Source organism: Paucibacter sp. KBW04 (assembly GCF_003852425.1).
Classification (GTDB): Bacteria; Pseudomonadota; Gammaproteobacteria; order Burkholderiales; family Burkholderiaceae_C; genus Paucibacter_A.
This window is the reverse complement of record NZ_QAJN01000002.1, coordinates 273019-290698: the sequence shown is the minus strand read 5'-3', so window position 1 is coordinate 290698 and position 17680 is coordinate 273019. Positions and strand designations below refer to the sequence as shown.

7 protein-coding genes are annotated in these 17680 nt (G+C 67.1%); 6 read left to right on the top strand and 1 reads right to left on the bottom strand.

Annotated elements, in window-relative coordinates; translation table 11 throughout:
• The coding region (locus DBR47_RS04800) for a hypothetical protein (protein ID WP_231512124.1) at positions 1-434 on the top strand (434 nt) is incomplete at its 5' end.
• Positions 435-494: 60 nt separating this feature from the next.
• Positions 495-1091, top strand: coding sequence for a hypothetical protein (locus DBR47_RS04795; protein ID WP_197046869.1), 597 nt, complete (start codon positions 495-497; stop codon positions 1089-1091).
• Between the two features lie 17 nt (positions 1092-1108).
• Here DBR47_RS04795 and DBR47_RS04790 read toward each other — a convergent pair whose 3' ends face one another.
• Positions 1109-1531: an SRPBCC domain-containing protein gene (locus DBR47_RS04790; RefSeq protein WP_124447464.1), complete on the bottom strand. Its 423-nt coding sequence runs from the start codon at positions 1529-1531 to the stop codon at positions 1109-1111.
• A gap of 292 nt (positions 1532-1823) precedes the next feature.
• On the opposite strand from DBR47_RS04790, the gene recC reads away from it, so the two are divergent.
• The 4 genes from recC to DBR47_RS04770 all read left to right on the top strand — a co-directional run bounded on the left by recC (position 1824) and on the right by DBR47_RS04770 (position 17668).
• Positions 1824-5372 carry an exodeoxyribonuclease V subunit gamma gene (gene recC, locus DBR47_RS04785; protein WP_124447461.1) on the top strand — a complete coding sequence of 1183 codons (3549 nt, stop codon included), beginning with the start codon at positions 1824-1826 and terminating at the stop codon, positions 5370-5372.
• A 241-nt stretch (positions 5373-5613) separates the two neighbouring features.
• Positions 5614-9390 carry an exodeoxyribonuclease V subunit beta gene (recB, locus tag DBR47_RS04780; RefSeq protein WP_124447459.1) on the top strand — a complete coding sequence of 1259 codons (3777 nt, stop codon included), beginning with the start codon at positions 5614-5616 and terminating at the stop codon, positions 9388-9390.
• On the top strand, positions 9387-11363 hold the full coding sequence (gene recD, locus DBR47_RS04775; RefSeq protein WP_124447457.1) for an exodeoxyribonuclease V subunit alpha: 1977 nt from the start codon (positions 9387-9389) through the stop codon (positions 11361-11363). Before recB ends, recD begins: the two co-directional genes overlap by 4 nt.
• A gap of 128 nt (positions 11364-11491) precedes the next feature.
• Positions 11492-17668: an AAA family ATPase gene (locus DBR47_RS04770; RefSeq protein ID WP_124447455.1), complete on the top strand. Its 6177-nt coding sequence runs from the start codon at positions 11492-11494 to the stop codon at positions 17666-17668.
• Positions 17669-17680 lie beyond the last annotated feature (12 nt).

Genomic DNA, 17680 nt, shown 5'->3' with positions numbered 1-17680 from the left:
CTGCGGCTGAACGCGCTGCGCTGCTCCAAGCCCAGGAGGCTGAAGCCGCTTTGGCCAGAGAGTCCGCTCGTCTGGCCCGCGAAGCGCAAGCCGAACGCGAGCGGGCCGAGCTGGCCGCCTTTTTGCACATCGACCTGAAGGTGAACGAGGCCAATGCCGAGTCCGGGGCTTTTGACCTCGGCCAAATCCATTTGCCGGGTCTATCACCCGCGCAGGAACTTGCCGCTGCCCAGCCCATGGACTTGGCCAGCCTTCATCTGCCCCAGCCCACACCAGCCACAGCAGATCTTGATCTTGGCGCCCTGGGTGATTTGGGCCAGATGCTGGCCAAGGTCGCGCAAAGCTCTCGCCAAGCCACGCCCGAGCCCCAAGCTCTGGACTTGCATCGGGTGGCCGAGGCCGCTCAGCTCAGGCGCACGGTGCCCAAGCCCTAATCGCCGCTCGGCCTCCCGCGCGCGCTCGTGAATTGAATCGATCTCAACGGAGTTTTTGAAATGAAGAAACGCTCGGGTAAGAAACGCTCGGGTCTTTGGGCCCTGCTGATGCTGAGCCTGGCCCCGGCCTTGGCCCTGGCCGCCGAGGGCGGTGACAAACCGGGAGAGGCGTTTTGGCAGGCCTTGCAAAAGCTCTGCGGCAAGTCCTTCCAGGGGCAGCTGCTCAATCCGCAAGCGCGCGATGCCGATATGGCAGGCAAGCAGCTGCTGATGCAGGTACGCAGCTGCAGCGAAAGCGAGATCCGCGTGCCCTTCCATGTGGGCGAGGATCATTCCCGCACCTGGGTCTTCACTCGCAGCAGCGAGGGCCTGCGCCTGAAACATGATCACCGCCATGCCGATGGCAGCGAAGACGCCATCACCCAATATGGTGGTGACTCACGCGGCACCATCAAGGGCGCCAGCGTTGAGTTCTTTGCCGACGCTCACACGGCCGCCCTCATCCCGGGTGCCGCCAGCAATGTCTGGACCGTCACCGTGGATGATAAAAGTTATGTCTATGCCCTCAGGCGCGAGGGCTCGGACCGGCGCTTCCAGGTCGCCTTTGATCTGCAGCGAGAGGTGGCCGCGCCACCGGCGCCTTGGGGTCAGAAGTAGCCCGGGGCTGAGGCCTGTTAGTTTGGCGTGCCGCTCTGCTTTTTCTCTACATGTCGCGCAAAGCTGTCCAGAATTGCCTGCCAGCCCGTGCGCTGCTGTTCTTCGCTGTGGGTGTTCTCACCGTCGAAAGTGACGCTCACGGTGACGCCCGCAGGGCCTTCCGAGAAGCCGACCTCACCGACCCGGTCGCCAAATCGATAGGCCAGATGGGTCGGCGCCTGCACGGCCGTGTACTCGCCCGCAAAGTCAAAGCCAAACGAGCCGTCCTTGGCCTCCATGCGCGATGAGAACTTGCCGCCCACCCGCAGATCCACACTGGACGCCGTCGTATGCCAGTCCGGCGAGGCGGTGTTCCAAACCTTGATGTCCTCGGGCGAGTTGTAGGCGCGCCAGACTTCGGCAATTGGGGCTTTGACGAGGGTGGATACGGTGATCTTCATGGGAACTCCGAAAAGGGCGATGGCAAGGTTTGTGGGCCGTGAGCGGGAGCGCTCGAAGTCTCCGCAGCGCAGCGGCACATTATGGCCATCCCTTGGTGACGACTGCTCCTCGCGGCTCTCCCGCCAGCTTGTCAGTGATGATTGCCATTCCTCTGCACAAAGATGTCCAGAGCTTGCTGGCCTAGCCAAACCCTGCCCGACAATGTCCCCAAGCTAGGTTCGCGCACGCACGCCACCCGCCGCTAGCCGCCAAAACATCGTTGCATCAACATCCTTTGTTGCCCCCAAATCCATGACCGACCGCTCCCCGGCCACTGCCGAGCTTCCTGGCCCCACCCCCATCACCCCCATCACCCCCGGCCTCCTCGTCCTGCACGGCAACCGTGCCGAGTTGCTGGGCGAGGCGGTGTTTGAGTGGTTGCGGCGCCAGCCGCTGGGGCCCTTGGAGGAAGAGATTTTTCTGGTGCAGAGCAATGGCGTGGCCGAGTGGTTGAAGATGACCCTGGCCACGCAGACCGGCATCTGCGCCGCCACCCGGGTGGAGCTGCCGGGGCGGTTTTTGTGGCGGGCCTACCGGCAGCTGCTGGGACGGGCGGCCGTGCCTGCCGAGTCGCTGCTGGACAAGCTGCCCATGACCTGGCGGCTGATGCAGTTGCTGCCCGCTTTGCAAGAGCAGCCGGGCTTTGAACCACTGGCCGGTTTCTTGCGCCTGGGTGGCATGGAGCGGCGCTTGCAGCTGGCCCAGCGCCTGGCCGATTTGTTTGACCAGTACCAGGTCTATCGCAGCGATTGGCTGGACGCCTGGGGCCAGGGCCATGACGTCTTAATTCAGCAGACTGGCCAGGACCCAAGCACCAGCCCCGGCCTGCCGGCCGATCAAAGCTGGCAGCCCCTGCTGTGGCGCGCCTTGCAGCATCCCCTGAGTGCCACCGAGCGCGCCGCCAGCCGGCCGCAGCTGCACCAGCGCTTTGTGGCTGCTTTGCAAGCAGGTCGCAGGCCCGTCGCGCCCATGGCCCGGCGCGTCGTGCTCTTTGGCATGACCCATGTGCCCATGCAGACCTTGCAGGCCTTGGCCGCCTTGTCTGAAAGCTGCCAGGTCTTGCTGGCCATCCCCAACCCCTGTCGCTACCACTGGGCCGACATCATCGAGGGCCGCGAGCTGCTCAAGCAAAGCCGCCGCCGCCAGCCCCTGCGCAAGGGCCTGGACCTGGCCGAGCTGGGCCTGGAGGCCATGCATCAACACGCCCACCCCCTGCTGGCCAGCTGGGGCCGACAGGGCCGCGACTTTGTGCGCCAGCTCGACGCCTTTGACGACGCGCTGCAGGCGCAAGAACGCTTTGCCCAGGCCAAGATCGATCTGTTTGATGAAGGCGAGGGGGCGCATTGGCTGGGCCAGGTGCAGGCCCGCATCCGCGACCTCGTGCCCCTGGCCGAGCATGAGCCGGTGCAGCTTGACGCGGCCGACCGCTCCATCGTCTTCCACATCGCCCATGGCGCCCAGCGCGAGGTCGAGATCCTGCAAGACCAGCTGCTCAAGCGGCTGGCTGCAGGAGGCTTGCAGCCGCGTGACATCGTCGTGATGGTGCCGGACATCGACGCTTTTGCCCCCGCCATCCGCTCGGTCTTCGGTCAGTACGGCCGGGGCGACAAACGTTTTATCCCCTTCGACATTGCCGACCTGAAGGACCGGGGCCACAACCCCCTCATGATCGCGCTGGAGTGGTTGCTACGCCTGCCCCAGCAGCGCTGTCGCTTGAGCGAGGTCCGCGATCTGCTGGATGTGCCAGGTCTTGCTGCGCGCTTCGGCCTCAGCGTTAACGATTTACCTCGGCTGAGCCAGTGGATGGAAGGTGCGGGCATACGCTGGGGCCTGAACGAGGCGCAGCGTGCGGAGCTAGGCCTGGCCGCCTGTGGCGAGCAGAACAGCTGGGTGTTTGGCCTGCGCCGCATCCTGTTGGGCTATGCGGTGGGTGACACCACGGCCCAGGACCAAGCCTTCCAGGGCATTGCCGCTTACTCCGAAGTGGGAGGCCTGGACGCCGCTCTGGCCGGCTGCCTGGCCGATCTGCTGGGTGCGCTACAAGCCTGGTGGGAACTGGCGGCCACGCCGGTTGCGCCCCTGGAATGGGCCGAGCGCGGGCGCTGGCTGATGGAAAACTTTTTCCTCGCGCAGGACGAGCAGGAGCGCCAGACCCTGGGCGCTTTGCAGACAGCGATGACGCAATGGCTGAACGCCTGCGACACGGCCGAGTTTGCCGATGAAATCGAGCTGCCGGTGGCGCGCGAGGCTTGGTTGACGGGCATGGACTTGCCCACCTTGAACCGCCGCTTCAAGGCCGGCGGCGTCACCTTCTGCACCTTGATGCCCATGCGGGCCGTGCCCTTTGAACTGGTCTGCCTCTTGGGCATGAATGACGGCGACTACCCGCGTCGCAGCAGCCGCAGCGACTTCGACCTGATGGGCCTGCCCGGCCAGCAGCGCCCCGGCGACCGCTCGGGTCGGGACGACGATCGCCAGCTGATCCTGGAGGCCTTGCTCTCGGCCCGCCAGCAGCTCTATATCAGCTGGAGCGGCCGCAGCGTGCGCGACAACAGCGAGCAGCCGCCCTCGGTGCTGGTCTCGCAGCTGCGCGACTACCTGGCCTCGGGCTGGGGCGAAGCCGAGGTGGCGGCGCGCACCGTGCAGCACCCGCTGCAGCCTTTCAGCCGCAGCTATTTCGAGCTCAAGAACGACGCGGCCCAGCAGCGCGACTTGTTCACCTTCGCCCGCGAGTGGCGCCAAGCCCATGCGCAGACGGACGGCGTTGGTGAAACCGCGCCTCTGGCAGGCAAGGTCGAGCTGGGCTCGCCTGAGCTGCCGCTCAATCTGGCGGCCTTGACGGCATTCTTGAAGAACCCGGTGAAGAGCTTTTTTCAGCAGCGCCTGGATGTGCAATTCCGCGATGAGGAAGAGGCCCTGGAAGACGACGAGGCCTTTGGCCTGGGCGGCCTGGACGAATGGGCGCTGCTGAGCGAGCTGAGCCACGAGGTCTTGATGAGCTTGGAGGCCTTGGGTGACGACGCAGCCGATGCCGATGAAGCCTTGCTCGGCGATTTGATTCAGGCCCAAACCCGCCGCGTGCAAGCCGCCGGCCGCCTGCCTCTGGGCGAGATGGGGCGGCGTGCCGAGCGTCAGCTGGGCGTCACCCTGCTGCCCATGCTCAAGGCCTGGGTGGAGCTGCAGTCGCTCTTCCCCGTCAAAGCGGCGATGGCGCGCCTGCACTTTGTGGCCGAGACGGAGGAGGGCGCCACCGTGCATCTGGATGACTGGTTAGACGGCTTGCAAGCCGCGCCCGAGGCCGAGCAGCTGGTCTGGCTGACGCTCTCGCCCAGCCGGCTCTGCGCCGACGAGAAAAGCCGCACACCGCGCGCCGATCATCTGCTGGCCCCCTGGTTGCGCAGCCTGGTGGCCAGCGCCTGCGGCGAGCCGGCCCTGGGCGTGCTGGTGGGGCGCGATGCCTCTATCCAGGTCAACCCCTTGCCGCAGGAAGAAGCCATTGAATGCCTGAACGCCTTGCTGCAAACCTGGCAGCAGGGCATGGACGAACCCCTGCCATTCGCGGCCAAGACGGCGCTGGCCTTTGTGGCCGATCAACGCGATGTGGCCCAGGTTTACGAGGGCGGTGGCTTTGGCGGCCTGAGCGGCGAGGGCGAAGAGGCCTGCCTGGCGCGCACTTACCCAGACTTTGCGGCCCTCAGCGCCGATGGCCGCTTTGAGCATTACGCCCGGCTTTTGTTCGACCCCCTGCTGCAGTGGATGCATCGCAGCGTGACCCTGAAGCTGCACGGCAGCGAGGACTAACCTAGATTCGGCAGTTGACCGCTTGATTTGATCTGGAAACATTGATGCCTACTACCTTTGACCCGGTCAAGGACCTTCGCCATACGGCTTGCCGCGCTGCGCAGCCGCCTGGCTCGCTAGGCAGCACGCGGACTGCGTTGCTTCTCCTCGTGGGCATCAGCCCACTTCGTCGGCGCGCCTGGCCCGCGCACTGCCCAGCGACCCCTTCGGCCGCGCCCAACTGCCGAATCTAGGTTAAGCGATGACTAACGCACTCCACCCGCTGAGCTTCCCGCTTTGGGGCAGCCGCCTGATCGAGGCCAGTGCCGGCACGGGCAAGACCTGGACCATCGCCGCTCTCTATCTGCGCCTGGTCTTGGGCCATGGGGAGGCGGCCGACGCGGCCGAGCCCACGGCCTTTCAGCGCCCCTTGCTGCCCGCTGAAATCTTGGTGATGACCTTCACCCGCGCCGCCACGCGCGAGCTGTCGGACCGCATCCGCTCCCGCCTGCTGGAGGCCGCGCGCTGCTTCCGCGGCGAGGGCGAGGAGACCGAGTACGACGAGTTTTTGCGCGATCTTTTGCAAGCCTACCCGGCAGGCGCCGTGCGCGAGCGTGCCGCCTGGACCCTGGCCCTGGCGGCCGAGAGCATGGACGACGCGGCCGTGCACACCATCGACGCCTGGTGCCAGCGCATGTTGCGCGAGCATGCTTTTGACAGCGGCTGCTTGTTTGACGAAGAGCTGCAAGGCAATGAGGGCGAGCTGCAAGTCCTGGCCGCTCAAGACTATTGGCGCAGCGAGTTGTACCCGCTGCGCGCCGCCGACTTGGAGCAGGCCTTGAGCGTCTGGCCGCACGTCGACGCCCTGGCCAAGGATGCTCGCGGCCTGCTGGACTTCGCCATGCCCGAGGGCGCGGGCGAGGGCAGCTTGGGCGCTTTGATCGAAGAAGTGAGCTTGCAGCGCGCCACGGCCTTGGGCGATTTGAAGCAGGGCTGGGAGGCTCGCGCCGCGGAAATGCAGCGTTGGCTGGATGAGCTTTACGCCCTCAAGAACTGCCCCTTTGACAAGCGCTCGCTCAACCAAAAGCATTACAGCAATTGGCTCTCCGCCCTGGCCGCCTGGGCGCGGGAAGACAGCAGCGCGACCGACGCCGCCACCTACCCGGACATGAAGACCGGCCTGACCCGCTTCACGCCCGAGGGCATGGAAAAGGCCTGGAAGCCCGATGCTGCCTTTGATCTGCCCGAGCACTTCGCCGCCTTCGAGCAATTGATGCAGGCCTTGCAGGCTCTGCCCGACTTGGCAGCGCTGGCGCGGCTGCACGCCACGGCGCGCATCCAGCAGCGTCTGGCCGAGTTGAAACTCAAGGCCGGTACTTTTGGCTTTGCCGATATGTTGACCCGCCTGGACCGGGCGCTGGACCCAGAATTGAATGGCCCCGCCGCCGAGCGCCTGCGCCAGCGTATGCTGGCCCAGTACCCGGTGGCCTTGATCGATGAGTTTCAGGACACCTCGCCCCTGCAGCTGCGCATCTTTGATCGGCTCTACCGCATCGCCGAGCATCGCAGCGACAAGGCCCTGCTCTTGATCGGCGACCCCAAGCAGTCCATTTACGGCTTTCGCGGTGCCGACATCTACAGCTATCTGCAAGCCCGCCGTGCCACCGAGGGGCGGCATTATGTTTTGGGCACCAATCACCGCTCCACCCAGGCCTTGGTGAAGGCGGTGAACCATGTTTTTGAGCGGGCCGAGCAGCGGGTGGGCGAGGGCGCCTTCATGTTCCGCCGGCCGGACGAGAACCCCCTGCCTTTCGAGGCCGTGGCCGCCAAGGGTCGCAAGCAGCAGTTTGTGTGTTCGGACGGGCCCCAGCCCGCGCTCAGCCTGGCGCTGGACGCCGAGCTGCGCGACGGCGGCAGCAGCCAGCGCCTGTTTGCCGCCCACTGCGCCCAGCGCATCGTGGACTTGCTGAACGATGCGCAAGCCGGTTTCCAGGACAGCGAGACCCAGGCCTTCACCCGCCTGCGGCCGGCCGATATCGCCGTGCTGGTGCGCACCGGGCGCGAGGCGGCCGCCGTGCGGCGCGAGCTGCGGCGGCGCGCCGTGGCTTCGGTCTACCTCTCGGACAAGGACTCGGTCTTCATGAGCGTGGAGGCGGGCGACCTCTTGCGCTGGCTCAAGGCCGTGGCCCAGCCCCTGGACAGCCGCCTGGTGCGCGCGGCCCTGGCGACTCGCATGCTGAGCCTGAGCTTGGCCGAGCTGAGCGTGCTGGCGGCGGACGACGAGGTGTTTGATCGCCGCAGCGAGGATTTGAAGGCCTTGCGCCAGGTGTGGCGGGCGCAAGGCGTGCTGGCCATGCTGCGCCAGACCTTGCATCTGCTGGATCTGCCGGCGCGCTGGTTGGCCTCAAGCGGCGAGGCGGGCGGCTTGCTGGGCTTGGAAACGAATGGCGAACGCCGACTGACCAATTTCCTGCATCTGGCCGAGATGCTGCAAAGCGCCAGCCGCCAGCTGGAAGGCGAGCAGGCCTTGATCCGCTGGCTGGCCGGCCAGATTGAGAGCGCCGGCCTGCGCGGCGGCGAGGAGCAGGTGCTGCGCCTGGAGAGCGATGCCGATCTGGTCAAGGTGGTGACGGTGCACAAGTCCAAGGGCTTGGAGTACCCCCTGGTGTTCTTGCCCTTTGCCTGCGCCTTCCGCGGCGTGGACGGGCGCAGCAGCTATGTGAAGGTGGCCGATGAGCAAGGCGAAGCCAGGCTGCATCTGCAGCTCACGCCCGAGCTGATCGAGGCGGCCGACCGTGAGCGCCAGCGCGAGGACTTGCGTCTGCTCTACGTCGCCCTGACCCGCGCCCGCCACAGCCTGTGGCTGGGTATCGCCGCCATCAGTCTGCGCGGCGGCAAGGACAGCACGGCCCATCGCAGCGCCCTGGGCTATCTGCTGGCCGGGCCGCACAAAATGAGCGGCGAAGGCCTGGCCGAGCAGGTGAATCTGCTGGCCCAAGACCAGGCAGAGATGCAGGTGCTGGCGATGCCGGGCCAGCCTGCTCTGCCCGGCCGCTTGCTGCCCCGCGAGGCACCGCCTCCTTTGCGGGAGCTGCAGCCCTATGAGGCGGAGTTTGAGCGGCGCTGGACGATTGGCAGCTTCTCCGCCCTGGTGCGTGCCTTGCCACATACGGGGGGAGGGGCGACTGCTGTGACCGTGGCGGCAGCGCGTGAGGATGAGTCCGAACAAGCCGCCACTTCGCCGGAGACGGTGCAGGCCGAGCCAGCACAAAGCGAGGCCGCGCCCGCCCCCTGGCACAGCTTCCCGCGTGGTGCCCTGGCCGGTAATTTCTTGCACGATCAGCTGGAGTGGCTGATGAGCGAGAAAGCAGCGCAAGGCGGAACGCTCAGCGACTCGCCCGAGCTGCGTGCCCAGCTCACACGCCGTTGCGAGCGCGGGCTGTGGGCCGGGCATGCCGAGGCGGTCCTGGCCTGGCTGAGCCAGGTCTGCGCCACCGTGATTCCCGGCGTGGGTGCCAGCCTGGACCAGATCCAGCGGCCTCTGCCCGAGATGGAGTTTTGGTTCCCGAGTGAGGGCCTGCTGGCCAGTCATTTGGACCAGCTCTGCCGTCAGCATCTGCTGGACGGCCATGCCCGCCCGGCCTTGCCCCAGCGCGAGCTGCGGGGCATGTTGATGGGTTTTGCCGACCTAGTGTTTGAGCAGGGCGGGCGCTTCTACGTTTTGGACTACAAGTCCAATGCCCTGGGCGATGCTGACGCCGACTATCAGCTGACAAATTTGGAGGCCGCCATGGCCCAGCATCGCTACGAGGTGCAGGCCGCGATCTATCTGCTGGCCCTGCATCGCTTGCTCCGCGCCCGCTTGGGCGAGGCCTATGAGCCGGGCGAGCATCTGGGCGGGGCGGTGTTTTTCTTTCTGCGCGGCATTGGCCACCCAGGCCGAGGCTGCTACACGGTGGAGCCGCCGCTGGCGCTGTTGGAGAAGCTCGATGCCTTGTTCCGTGAGGATGTTTTGTTGAGCCAGGAGCAAGCGGCATGAGCGCGGCCTTGATCAAGAATCTGCAGGCCTGGCGCGAAGCGGGCTGGCTGCGCCGCCTGGACCCGGCTTTTGCCGCTTTCTTGCAAGAGCTGGAACCCAGCGCGCCGCCCGCCTTGCTCTTGGCCGCGGCCTTGCTGAGCCATCTGGAAGGGCGGGGCCATAGCTGCCTGGACCTGGCCCATCTGCTGCAGGACGCCGAGGATTTGCTGAGCTGGCCCGTCGAGGGCACGACGGCCTTGCAGGCCCAGCTGGCGGATCTGCCGCAGGACTTGTCGGATTGGCTGAGCCAGATTGGCGGCAGTGTTCTGGTCGACAGCGGTGCAGACAGCGAGGCCACGAACACACCGCTGGTTTTGCGCGGTAGCCGGCTCTACCTGCGCCGTTACTGGGCTTATGAGCAGCGGGTGGCCACCCAGGTGCTGAGGCGTTGTGCGTCGGCGAATGAGGCCTTGGACGAGGCCGCGCTGCGCCAGCGTCTGGATGCTTTGTTCCCGCCCACCGAGGCCTTTGACTGGCAGAAGTTCGCCTGTGCCGTGGCCTTGCGGGGCCGCTTTGCCGTCATCACCGGCGGGCCGGGCACGGGCAAGACCTACACCGCCGCTCGCCTGCTAGCCCTGCTGTTTGCGCAGGACAGCCGGCCCAAGAATCTGCGCGTCGGCTTGGCCGCGCCCACGGGCAAGGCGGCGGCCCGGCTCAAGCAGTCCATCGCCTCGGCATTGAAGGATATTCCGGCCGACTTCGATTGCGGCCTGCCGCGCGCCGAGCTGGCCCAGGCCTTGGGGGCGGCGCGCACCCTGCATTCGCTCCTGGGGGCAAGACCTGACACCCGCAAGCTGCGCGCCGATGCGGCCAATCCGTTGGCCCTGGATGTGTTGATCGTGGACGAGGCCTCCATGATTCATCTGGAGATGATGGCCGGCCTGCTGGAAGCCCTGCCGCCCACGGCTCGCGTCATTTTTCTGGGCGACAAGGATCAGCTCGCCTCGGTGGAGGCCGGCGCGGTGCTGGGTGATCTGTGCAGCGATGCGCAGGCGGGTGCTTACTCGGCAGAGACGGCGGCCTTTGCCCTGGCCACGACGGGCCAGGCCTTGCCTGCAGACTATCTATTGCCGCCGCTGCTGGCGCCTAAGCCCCTGGCCCAGCAGACGGTGATGCTGCGCGAGAGCCGGCGCTTTGGCGGCCCCATCGGCCAGCTGGCCCTGGCGGCCAACCGAGGTGATGGCAAGGCGGCCGCGGCCTTGCTGAAGCAGGGCACACCTGATTTGCTCTGGCTGGAAGCGCCCAGCGCTTCCCAGGTCTTGCATTTGGCCGAGCGCGGCCGTGTCGGTGCGCCCGGCGGCTACCGCGCCTATCTGGAACTCTTGCGCCAAGGTCCGGGCACGCCAGATCGGGCTGGTTTCGAGGCTTGGGCCTGCGCGGTGATCAAGGCCTTTGAACGCTTCCGCCTGCTCTGCGCCGTGCGCGAGGGTGAGTGGGGCGCGCAAGGCCTGAACGCGGCGGTGGAGGGCGCCTTGATCCAGCAAGGTTTGCTGAGCAAGTCCGGCGAGTGGTATGCCGGCAGGCCCATCATGGTGACCCGCAATGACACGGGTCTGGGCGTGTTCAACGGCGATATTGGCATCGTGCTCAAGCCTTTTGCTGAGCCTGGGGCTGCCGCGAGCTCAGGTCTTGCGCTGAGGGCCTTCTTCCTCGATGGCCAGACCCTGCGTTCGGTCTCGGTCAGCCGCCTGGCCGATGTGGAAACGGCGTTTGCGATGACGGTGCACAAGTCCCAGGGCTCGGAATTCGAGCACACGGTGTTGGTCTTGCCCGACAGGGCCAGCCATGTCATGTCGCGTGAATTGGTGTACACCGGCATCACCCGAGCCCGCAGCGCCTTCACCCTGGTGACGGGCTGGGCGCCCGGCTTCGCAATGGCGCTGGGGCGTCGCACCCGTCGCGCCAGCGGTTTGCTGGATTTGCTGGGCGGCTGAAGCGGGCTCTGGCCCCGGCCAGAGTCGATTTAGGGGCTTGGCCTGGGGGCCGAATGCCGCCAGACTTTCCTCCAAACAGGCGGGCTGCTTGCTTTGAAGCAGGGCCTTGACCTTGGAGGGGGGTGTTTGTGGAGTCTGCCGAGTTTTCAGCGTTTGCCCAGGTCTTTGGGACCCAGTTGCTGACCCGCCGTGTTGAGGACGCTTCGGGCCATGTCTTGTTCGAGAAGCTGGCCGCCTGGGGCAAGGGTGGCGAGGCCGCGCGTCGGCGTTTGCGCCAGCACTTTCTGATCTGCACCGGCCTGAAGCTGCGCGGTGTGGCCAGCCCCCTGGCCTTGACGGCCCAGCCTCATGGCCTGGTGCTCAATGTGCCCTGGCTACCGGGTCAGGATCTGGCGGCTTATGTGGACGCGCATGCGCCGGCCCAGGCCTTTGGCCCGGCAGCAGCCTTGCCGCTGGAGGAGATTCTGCGTCTGGCCGAGGCGCTGGCGCAGATCCTCGCCGGCCTGGCCGAGCGTGGCGTGGTGCACGGGGCTTTGCAGGCCTCGCATGTCTTGGTGCAAGAGGGTGGCGCCGAGCTGGCCTTGATCAGCTTCGGCCGCGCCCGCTTTGCGCGTGCGGCGCCAGCGGTGGCGGGGGCCGCCGTCCTCACCCATGCCCATGATTTGCGCGCCCTGGGCCGGCTGCTGCTGCGCATGTTCAGCGGCGCCCGCTTGAGCGGCTCGGCCGAGCTCAGCGACGCGACCCTGGAGGCCTTGTTCGCTGCCGAACTTCAGCCGCTTGCCCTGCCCGCTGCGCCCGCCGCCCACGATCACGAAACCGGCCCCCCGCCCGATGTCTACGCCGAGCGCCTGGCGACCCTGCCGCCGCCGCTGCGCCTGCTGCTGAACCGCCTGCTGCAAGCGGGTACGGCCCAGGGCTATAAGCATGCAGGGCCTGTGCTGATGGACCTGGCGCGCTGCCGGGCGCAGCTGCAGAACGTGGATGGTGCTGACGCTGCCGCCACCCTGGGTCTGGACCTTGGCCAGCCGCCCGAGCTGGATCTGCCGCAGGCGCGGCTCGGTCGGGAGGCCGAGTTGGCCGTCTTGATGGCGGCCTATGCCGAGGTGGCTGGCGTGCCGCAGGAGCTGGGTGCAGAGCTGACGGCGGAGGGGGCAAAAAGCGCTGCTGCCAAATTGCCAAGCGCGGTGCCAGGCAAGCGACCGGGCTCCTTGCTGCTGGTGCTGGACGGCCAGGCCGGCATCGGCAAGACGGCGGTGATTGCCGATGCCTGCCGGGTGATGGCCGAACATGGCGCTCGCATCGGCATGGGCAAGTTCAACCAGTTCGGCGACAGCCGCCCGCTCTGGGCCCTGAGCCAGGCCTTGGACGCGGTGGTGGAGGGCTTGTTGGCCGAGACCGAGCACCGCCAGCAAGCCCTGCGCCAGCGCGTGCTGGCGGCCTTGCAAGGCCTGGGCCAGGTCTTGATCGATGCGGTGCCGCAGCTGAGTCGCTGGCTGGGCCCGCAGAGCCCGCCGCCCAGCTTGTCGGGCGAGGCCAGCCGCATGCGCCTGGAATTGCTCATGCGCCGCTTTGTGGCGGCCCTGGCCACGCGGGAGCAGCCCTTGGTGCTGGTGCTGGACGATGTGCATTGGGCCGACCCGGTCTCGCTCAAGCTGCTGCGCGGCCTGCTGCGCGATGCCGACATCCGCCATCTCTTGCTGCTGGCCGCTTACCGGCCCGAGGCGGTGGGCGAGGGTCATGCCCTGCCACTGGCCCTGGCCGAGCTGCAGGCCGATGGGGCCGAGCTGCGCCGCGTCAGCGTGCGCGCCTGGACGCATGAAGACCTGCTGCGCCTGCTGGCCGCGGCCAAGCTGGTGGCGGCCCAGGGTGAGGGCGAGCGTGAGGATGAGCTGGCCGATCTGGTCTACCGCAGCACGGCCGGCAACCCCTTGGGAAGCTTGCTGGCCTTGCGCGAGCTGCACCGCAAGGCCTGTCTGGGCTTTGATGCGCGGAGCCAGTGCTGGCTGATCGATCAAACCCAGGCGGCCCAGTTGCTCAAGGGCAGCCACAGCGCCGAGCTGGCCGCGCGCCAGCTGGCCCAGCTGCCCGCGCCGACCCGGCAGACCTTGTCCACCGCCGCCTTTCTGGGCGCCGCCTTCAGCGTGGACACTCTGGCTGCCGCCTTGGGCCGTGGGCGCAGCCAGGTCTTGGCCCAGCTGTGGCCGGCCCTGGCCAGCGGCCTGCTGCTGGAGGACCTGGACCTGGGCAGCCCGGTGGAGCTGCCGCGCCTCAAGCTGGCGCATGACATCGTGCAATTCGCCGCCCATGCCCTGGTGGGCCAGCAGCGGGATGCCATCCGCCACGCCGAGATCGGCCGTGCCCTGCTGGCCGCTTACGACACCGACCTGCTGCTGCAAGAGCATTTGTTCGAGGTGGTGTTGCACTTCAACCAGGCCGGGCCCGCCGCGGTGGGCGCCAGCGAGCGCGAGCGGGTGATGGGCCTGAACGTGGCGGCCGGCCGCAAGGCCAGGCGCGGCGGGGCGGCCGCTGCGGCGCTGGCGCACTTCAACCATGCCCTGGCCTTGCTGGAAGAACAAGACAAGGCGCGCGATGCCCTGGGCTATTTTGAGATCTGCTGGGAGGCCGCCGAGGCTGCGTATCTGGCCGCCGATTTCGGCCGCCTGGATGCTTTGTGTGCCGGCTTGGATCGGTGGGTGGCGGATGCCGCCCTCGGCGCCGTGCCCAGCGCGCGGGTGTTCGAGTTACGCATCCAAGGGCTGGTGGCACGCAATCAGATGGTGGAGGCCCTGGCCCTGGGCCAGCAGGCCCTGGCCTTGCTGGGCGTGGAATTGGCGGCGCTGATCCCGCCCGCCCAGTGGCCGCAGGTGCCCACGCTGGAGAGCCTGGCCCTGGGTGAGCCCAGCAACCCGCGGGTGGACACAGCCCTGCGCCTGCTGGTGTGGCTGACACCCTGCGCCTACATCACCTCCTTCGAGATGTATGCGCGGGTCATCCTGACCATGGTGGGCCTGGCGGATGCCCACCCCAGCTCGCCGCTGACGGCTATCACCTTCACCAATTACGGCCTGACCCTGTGCGGCATCGGCCGCAACCCCGAGGGCTTTGCCGCCAGCGAGCTGGCCCTGGTCTTGAGCGAGCGCCTGGGGGACGAGGGCTTGCATTGCAAGGTCAGCGCCCTGGGCTACGGCTTCTTGCGCCACTGGCAGCTGCCGGCCGAGGCTTCCTTGCGGCCTCTGCTCGACACGCTGGAGGCCTGCTTGCTGTGTGGCGACCAGGAGTACATGGGCTATGCCTCCTTCCTCTATTGCGACAAGGCCTGGGGCTTGCAGCCCCTGGGCGAGTTGTTGCAGCTGCATGAGCCGCATACCAAGCTCGTGCGGCAGTTTGGCCATGACTTTTCTTGGCGGCATTGCCAGGTCTGGCTGCAGTTTTTGCTGGCGCTGCAAAGCGACACCCAGCCCCGGCTGAGCTTGCAGGGGCGCGTCTTTGACGAGCGGGTGGACATTGCCGAGCTGATGGCCGCCAACAATCATTTCTCCCTGTTCACCGCCCATGTCTTGCGCGCCTGGCTGGCCTGGCATCGGCACGATTGGGAGCAGGCCTTTCAAGCCTGCCGGGTGGCGCAGGACTATGCAATGACGGCCGTGGCCACCTTGCTGTCGGTGGAGCATGTGCTGCTGTCCCTGCTGTGTGAGCTGCGCGTGACTAGCGACGAACAAAGCGCTGCCCGCATCCAAGCCCTGCTGGAGCGATTGCAAGTCTGGGCTCAGATGGCGCCGGCCAATTTCGCCCACAAGCTGGCCCTGGCCCAGGCCATGTGCTTGAGCGCGCAGGGCGAGGTGGTGCAGGCCTGGGAGGCTTTTGAGCGCGCCCAGCGGCTGGTCCAGGCCAGCGCTTTCTTGCACGACCGCGCCTTGATTGCCGAGCTGAGTGCCGAGTTCTATCTGGCCCAAGGCCATCGACGGCTGGCGCTGGAGCTGCTGCAGCGTGCCTACCAGGATTACCTGAGCTGGGGTGCCACGGCGATCAGCGACCGCCTGTTGCGCCAGCATGCGGCGCTGCTGGTCGATCTGGATGAGCGGGTGCAGATCCCGCCGCGCCCGGTGGGCATGAGCTTGCGCGAGAAGTTCGCGGCGCTCTTGCAGGAGTTTGCGGTCGACCGGGTGGTGGTGCTGGTGGAGGGCCTGAGCACGGCCCTGGTCAGCGAGCGCCAGCCCGAGCAAACCGTGTCCCTGGTGCGCATGCCTCTGGGCGCGGACAGCGAGGCCGTGCTGCCCCTGGCCTTGCTGCACGAGGTCTGGTCCGGCGGCCGCTTTGTCTGCCTCAACGAGCCACATCGCCAGCTGGCCTGGGGCTCGGACGCCTATTTTGCGTCGCGCCGGCCTGCCAGCGTGGCGGCTTTTGGTGTGCAGCGTGGGGCGGGGATGATGGGCGGGGTCTATCTGGAGTCGCGTGGCTTGCGGCTTTTGTCTGCCGCCTATCTGGGCGCGCGCCTGGCCTGGCATGTGCAGGCCATCGTGGACGAGATGCGGGCGGAGTTTCTGGCCGAGCAGTTGCAGGAAAGCGCCTTGCTGGACCCGCTCACCCATCTGCCCAATCGCAGCGCCTTCATCCGCATGCTGGACTTGACCCTGGCGCGCATGCGCAATGTGGGCGAGCGCGGCACGGCCCTGGCCCTGGTGCAGGTGCGCGATTTTGATGAGCGGGTGATCTACCAGGGCCAGGACCTGGGCGATGCCCTGCTGCTGGCCCTGAGCCAGCGCCTCAATGCCACGGCCAAGGCGGCCGGCAATGTGGCCTTGCTCAACCGCCATTGCTTCGGCCTGCTGTACTGGGGCCTGAGCGTGGAGGCGGTCTTGCAGGACTGCCGCCGCCTGCAGGAGCTGCTGCAAGGCAGTTATCTGCAGGGCAAGGACATCCCGGTCGAGATCGATATCGCCGTGCGTATCGACGATGGCCAGGGCCATGGCGCCTCTTTCTTGCGCGACGCCAAGCTGGCGCTGGATGCGGCGGCGCGGGCGGGCGGTGGGGCGGTGCTCTTGTTTGACCCGCTGCGACACCGCGAGGGCCAGGACTCGGCACTGCAGAACGAGGCGGCGCTGCGGCGCGAGCTGCGTCTGCGCAGCTTGGCGGAAAAGCGCGATCGCGAAAAATCCAAATTCATCGCCAGCGCCGTGCACGATCTGCGCCAGCCCCTGCAAGCCATAGGCACGGCGCTGGAGCCCGCTTACCTGGCAGCCAAGGCCGGCGATATGCGGCGCACCGAGCAGCTGATCGAGATCGCGCGCCGCTCCTCCCGGCTGATGCGTGAGCAGCTCAATGCCATCCTCGACATCTCGCGCCTGGAGTCTGGTCTGACCCAGCCCAGCTATGCGGTGTTTGAGCTCAAGCTGCTGCTGCAAAGCGTGTTGGCCCAGCTGGCGCCGCAGGCCGAGGATCTGGGCGTGCGGGTGCTGCTGGATCTGGAGCCGCCGCATCTGCTGTTTGTGCGCAGCGACCGCCAGCTCTTGCAGCGCCTCTTGCTCAACCTGGTGCAGAACGGCATCAAGTACCGCTCGGCCCAGCCGGCGGGCGGGGCTTTTGTGTGCCTGCGGGCGCGCCAGCTGGAGCAGCAGGTGCAGCTGGCGGTGGAGGACAACGGCATCGGCATCGCGTCGGAGATGATTGAGAGCGGAGCCATCTTCCAGCCCTTCTTCCAAGCCCAGAGCCGGCCACCCGAGGGGGACCGGGGCGTGGGCCTGGGTCTGTCCATCGTGAAGGCGATTCTGAGCCTGCTGCCCGACCACCACCTGAGCCTGCGCTCCACCCTGGGTCAGGGCAGCTGCTTCACCCTGAGCCTGCCGAGCTCGGGCCTGGGCGAGATCAATCTGGATGGCGAACCGACCGGCGGTGACTTTGATCTGCGTGGCCTGGATCTGTCCCACCTTTTTGTCTTGCTGGTGGAAGACGATGAGTTGGTGATGCAGTCCACCGAGGCCTTGCTGGATGCTTTCGGCGCCCTGCATGAACGCGCGCTGTCGCTGGACGATTTGCGCAAGCTGCTGCCCGAGCTGGAACGCGAACCCGATGTGGTGCTGAGCGACTACCGCCTGCCCCAGGATTGCACCGCGCTCGATGTGCAGGCGCTGGTGCGGGAGCTGCTGGGCACGATCCCGCTGGTGGTGCTGACCGGGGAGTTGCTCAGCGAGCAGGCCCTGGCCCAGCTGGGCCAGGTGCCTTTGCTGCACAAGCCCATCGAGCCAGTGGAGCTGCTGCGCTGCATCTCCCAGGTGACCGCCAGCCGCTTGAAGCTGAGCGAAGGCTGAACGAAGGCTGAG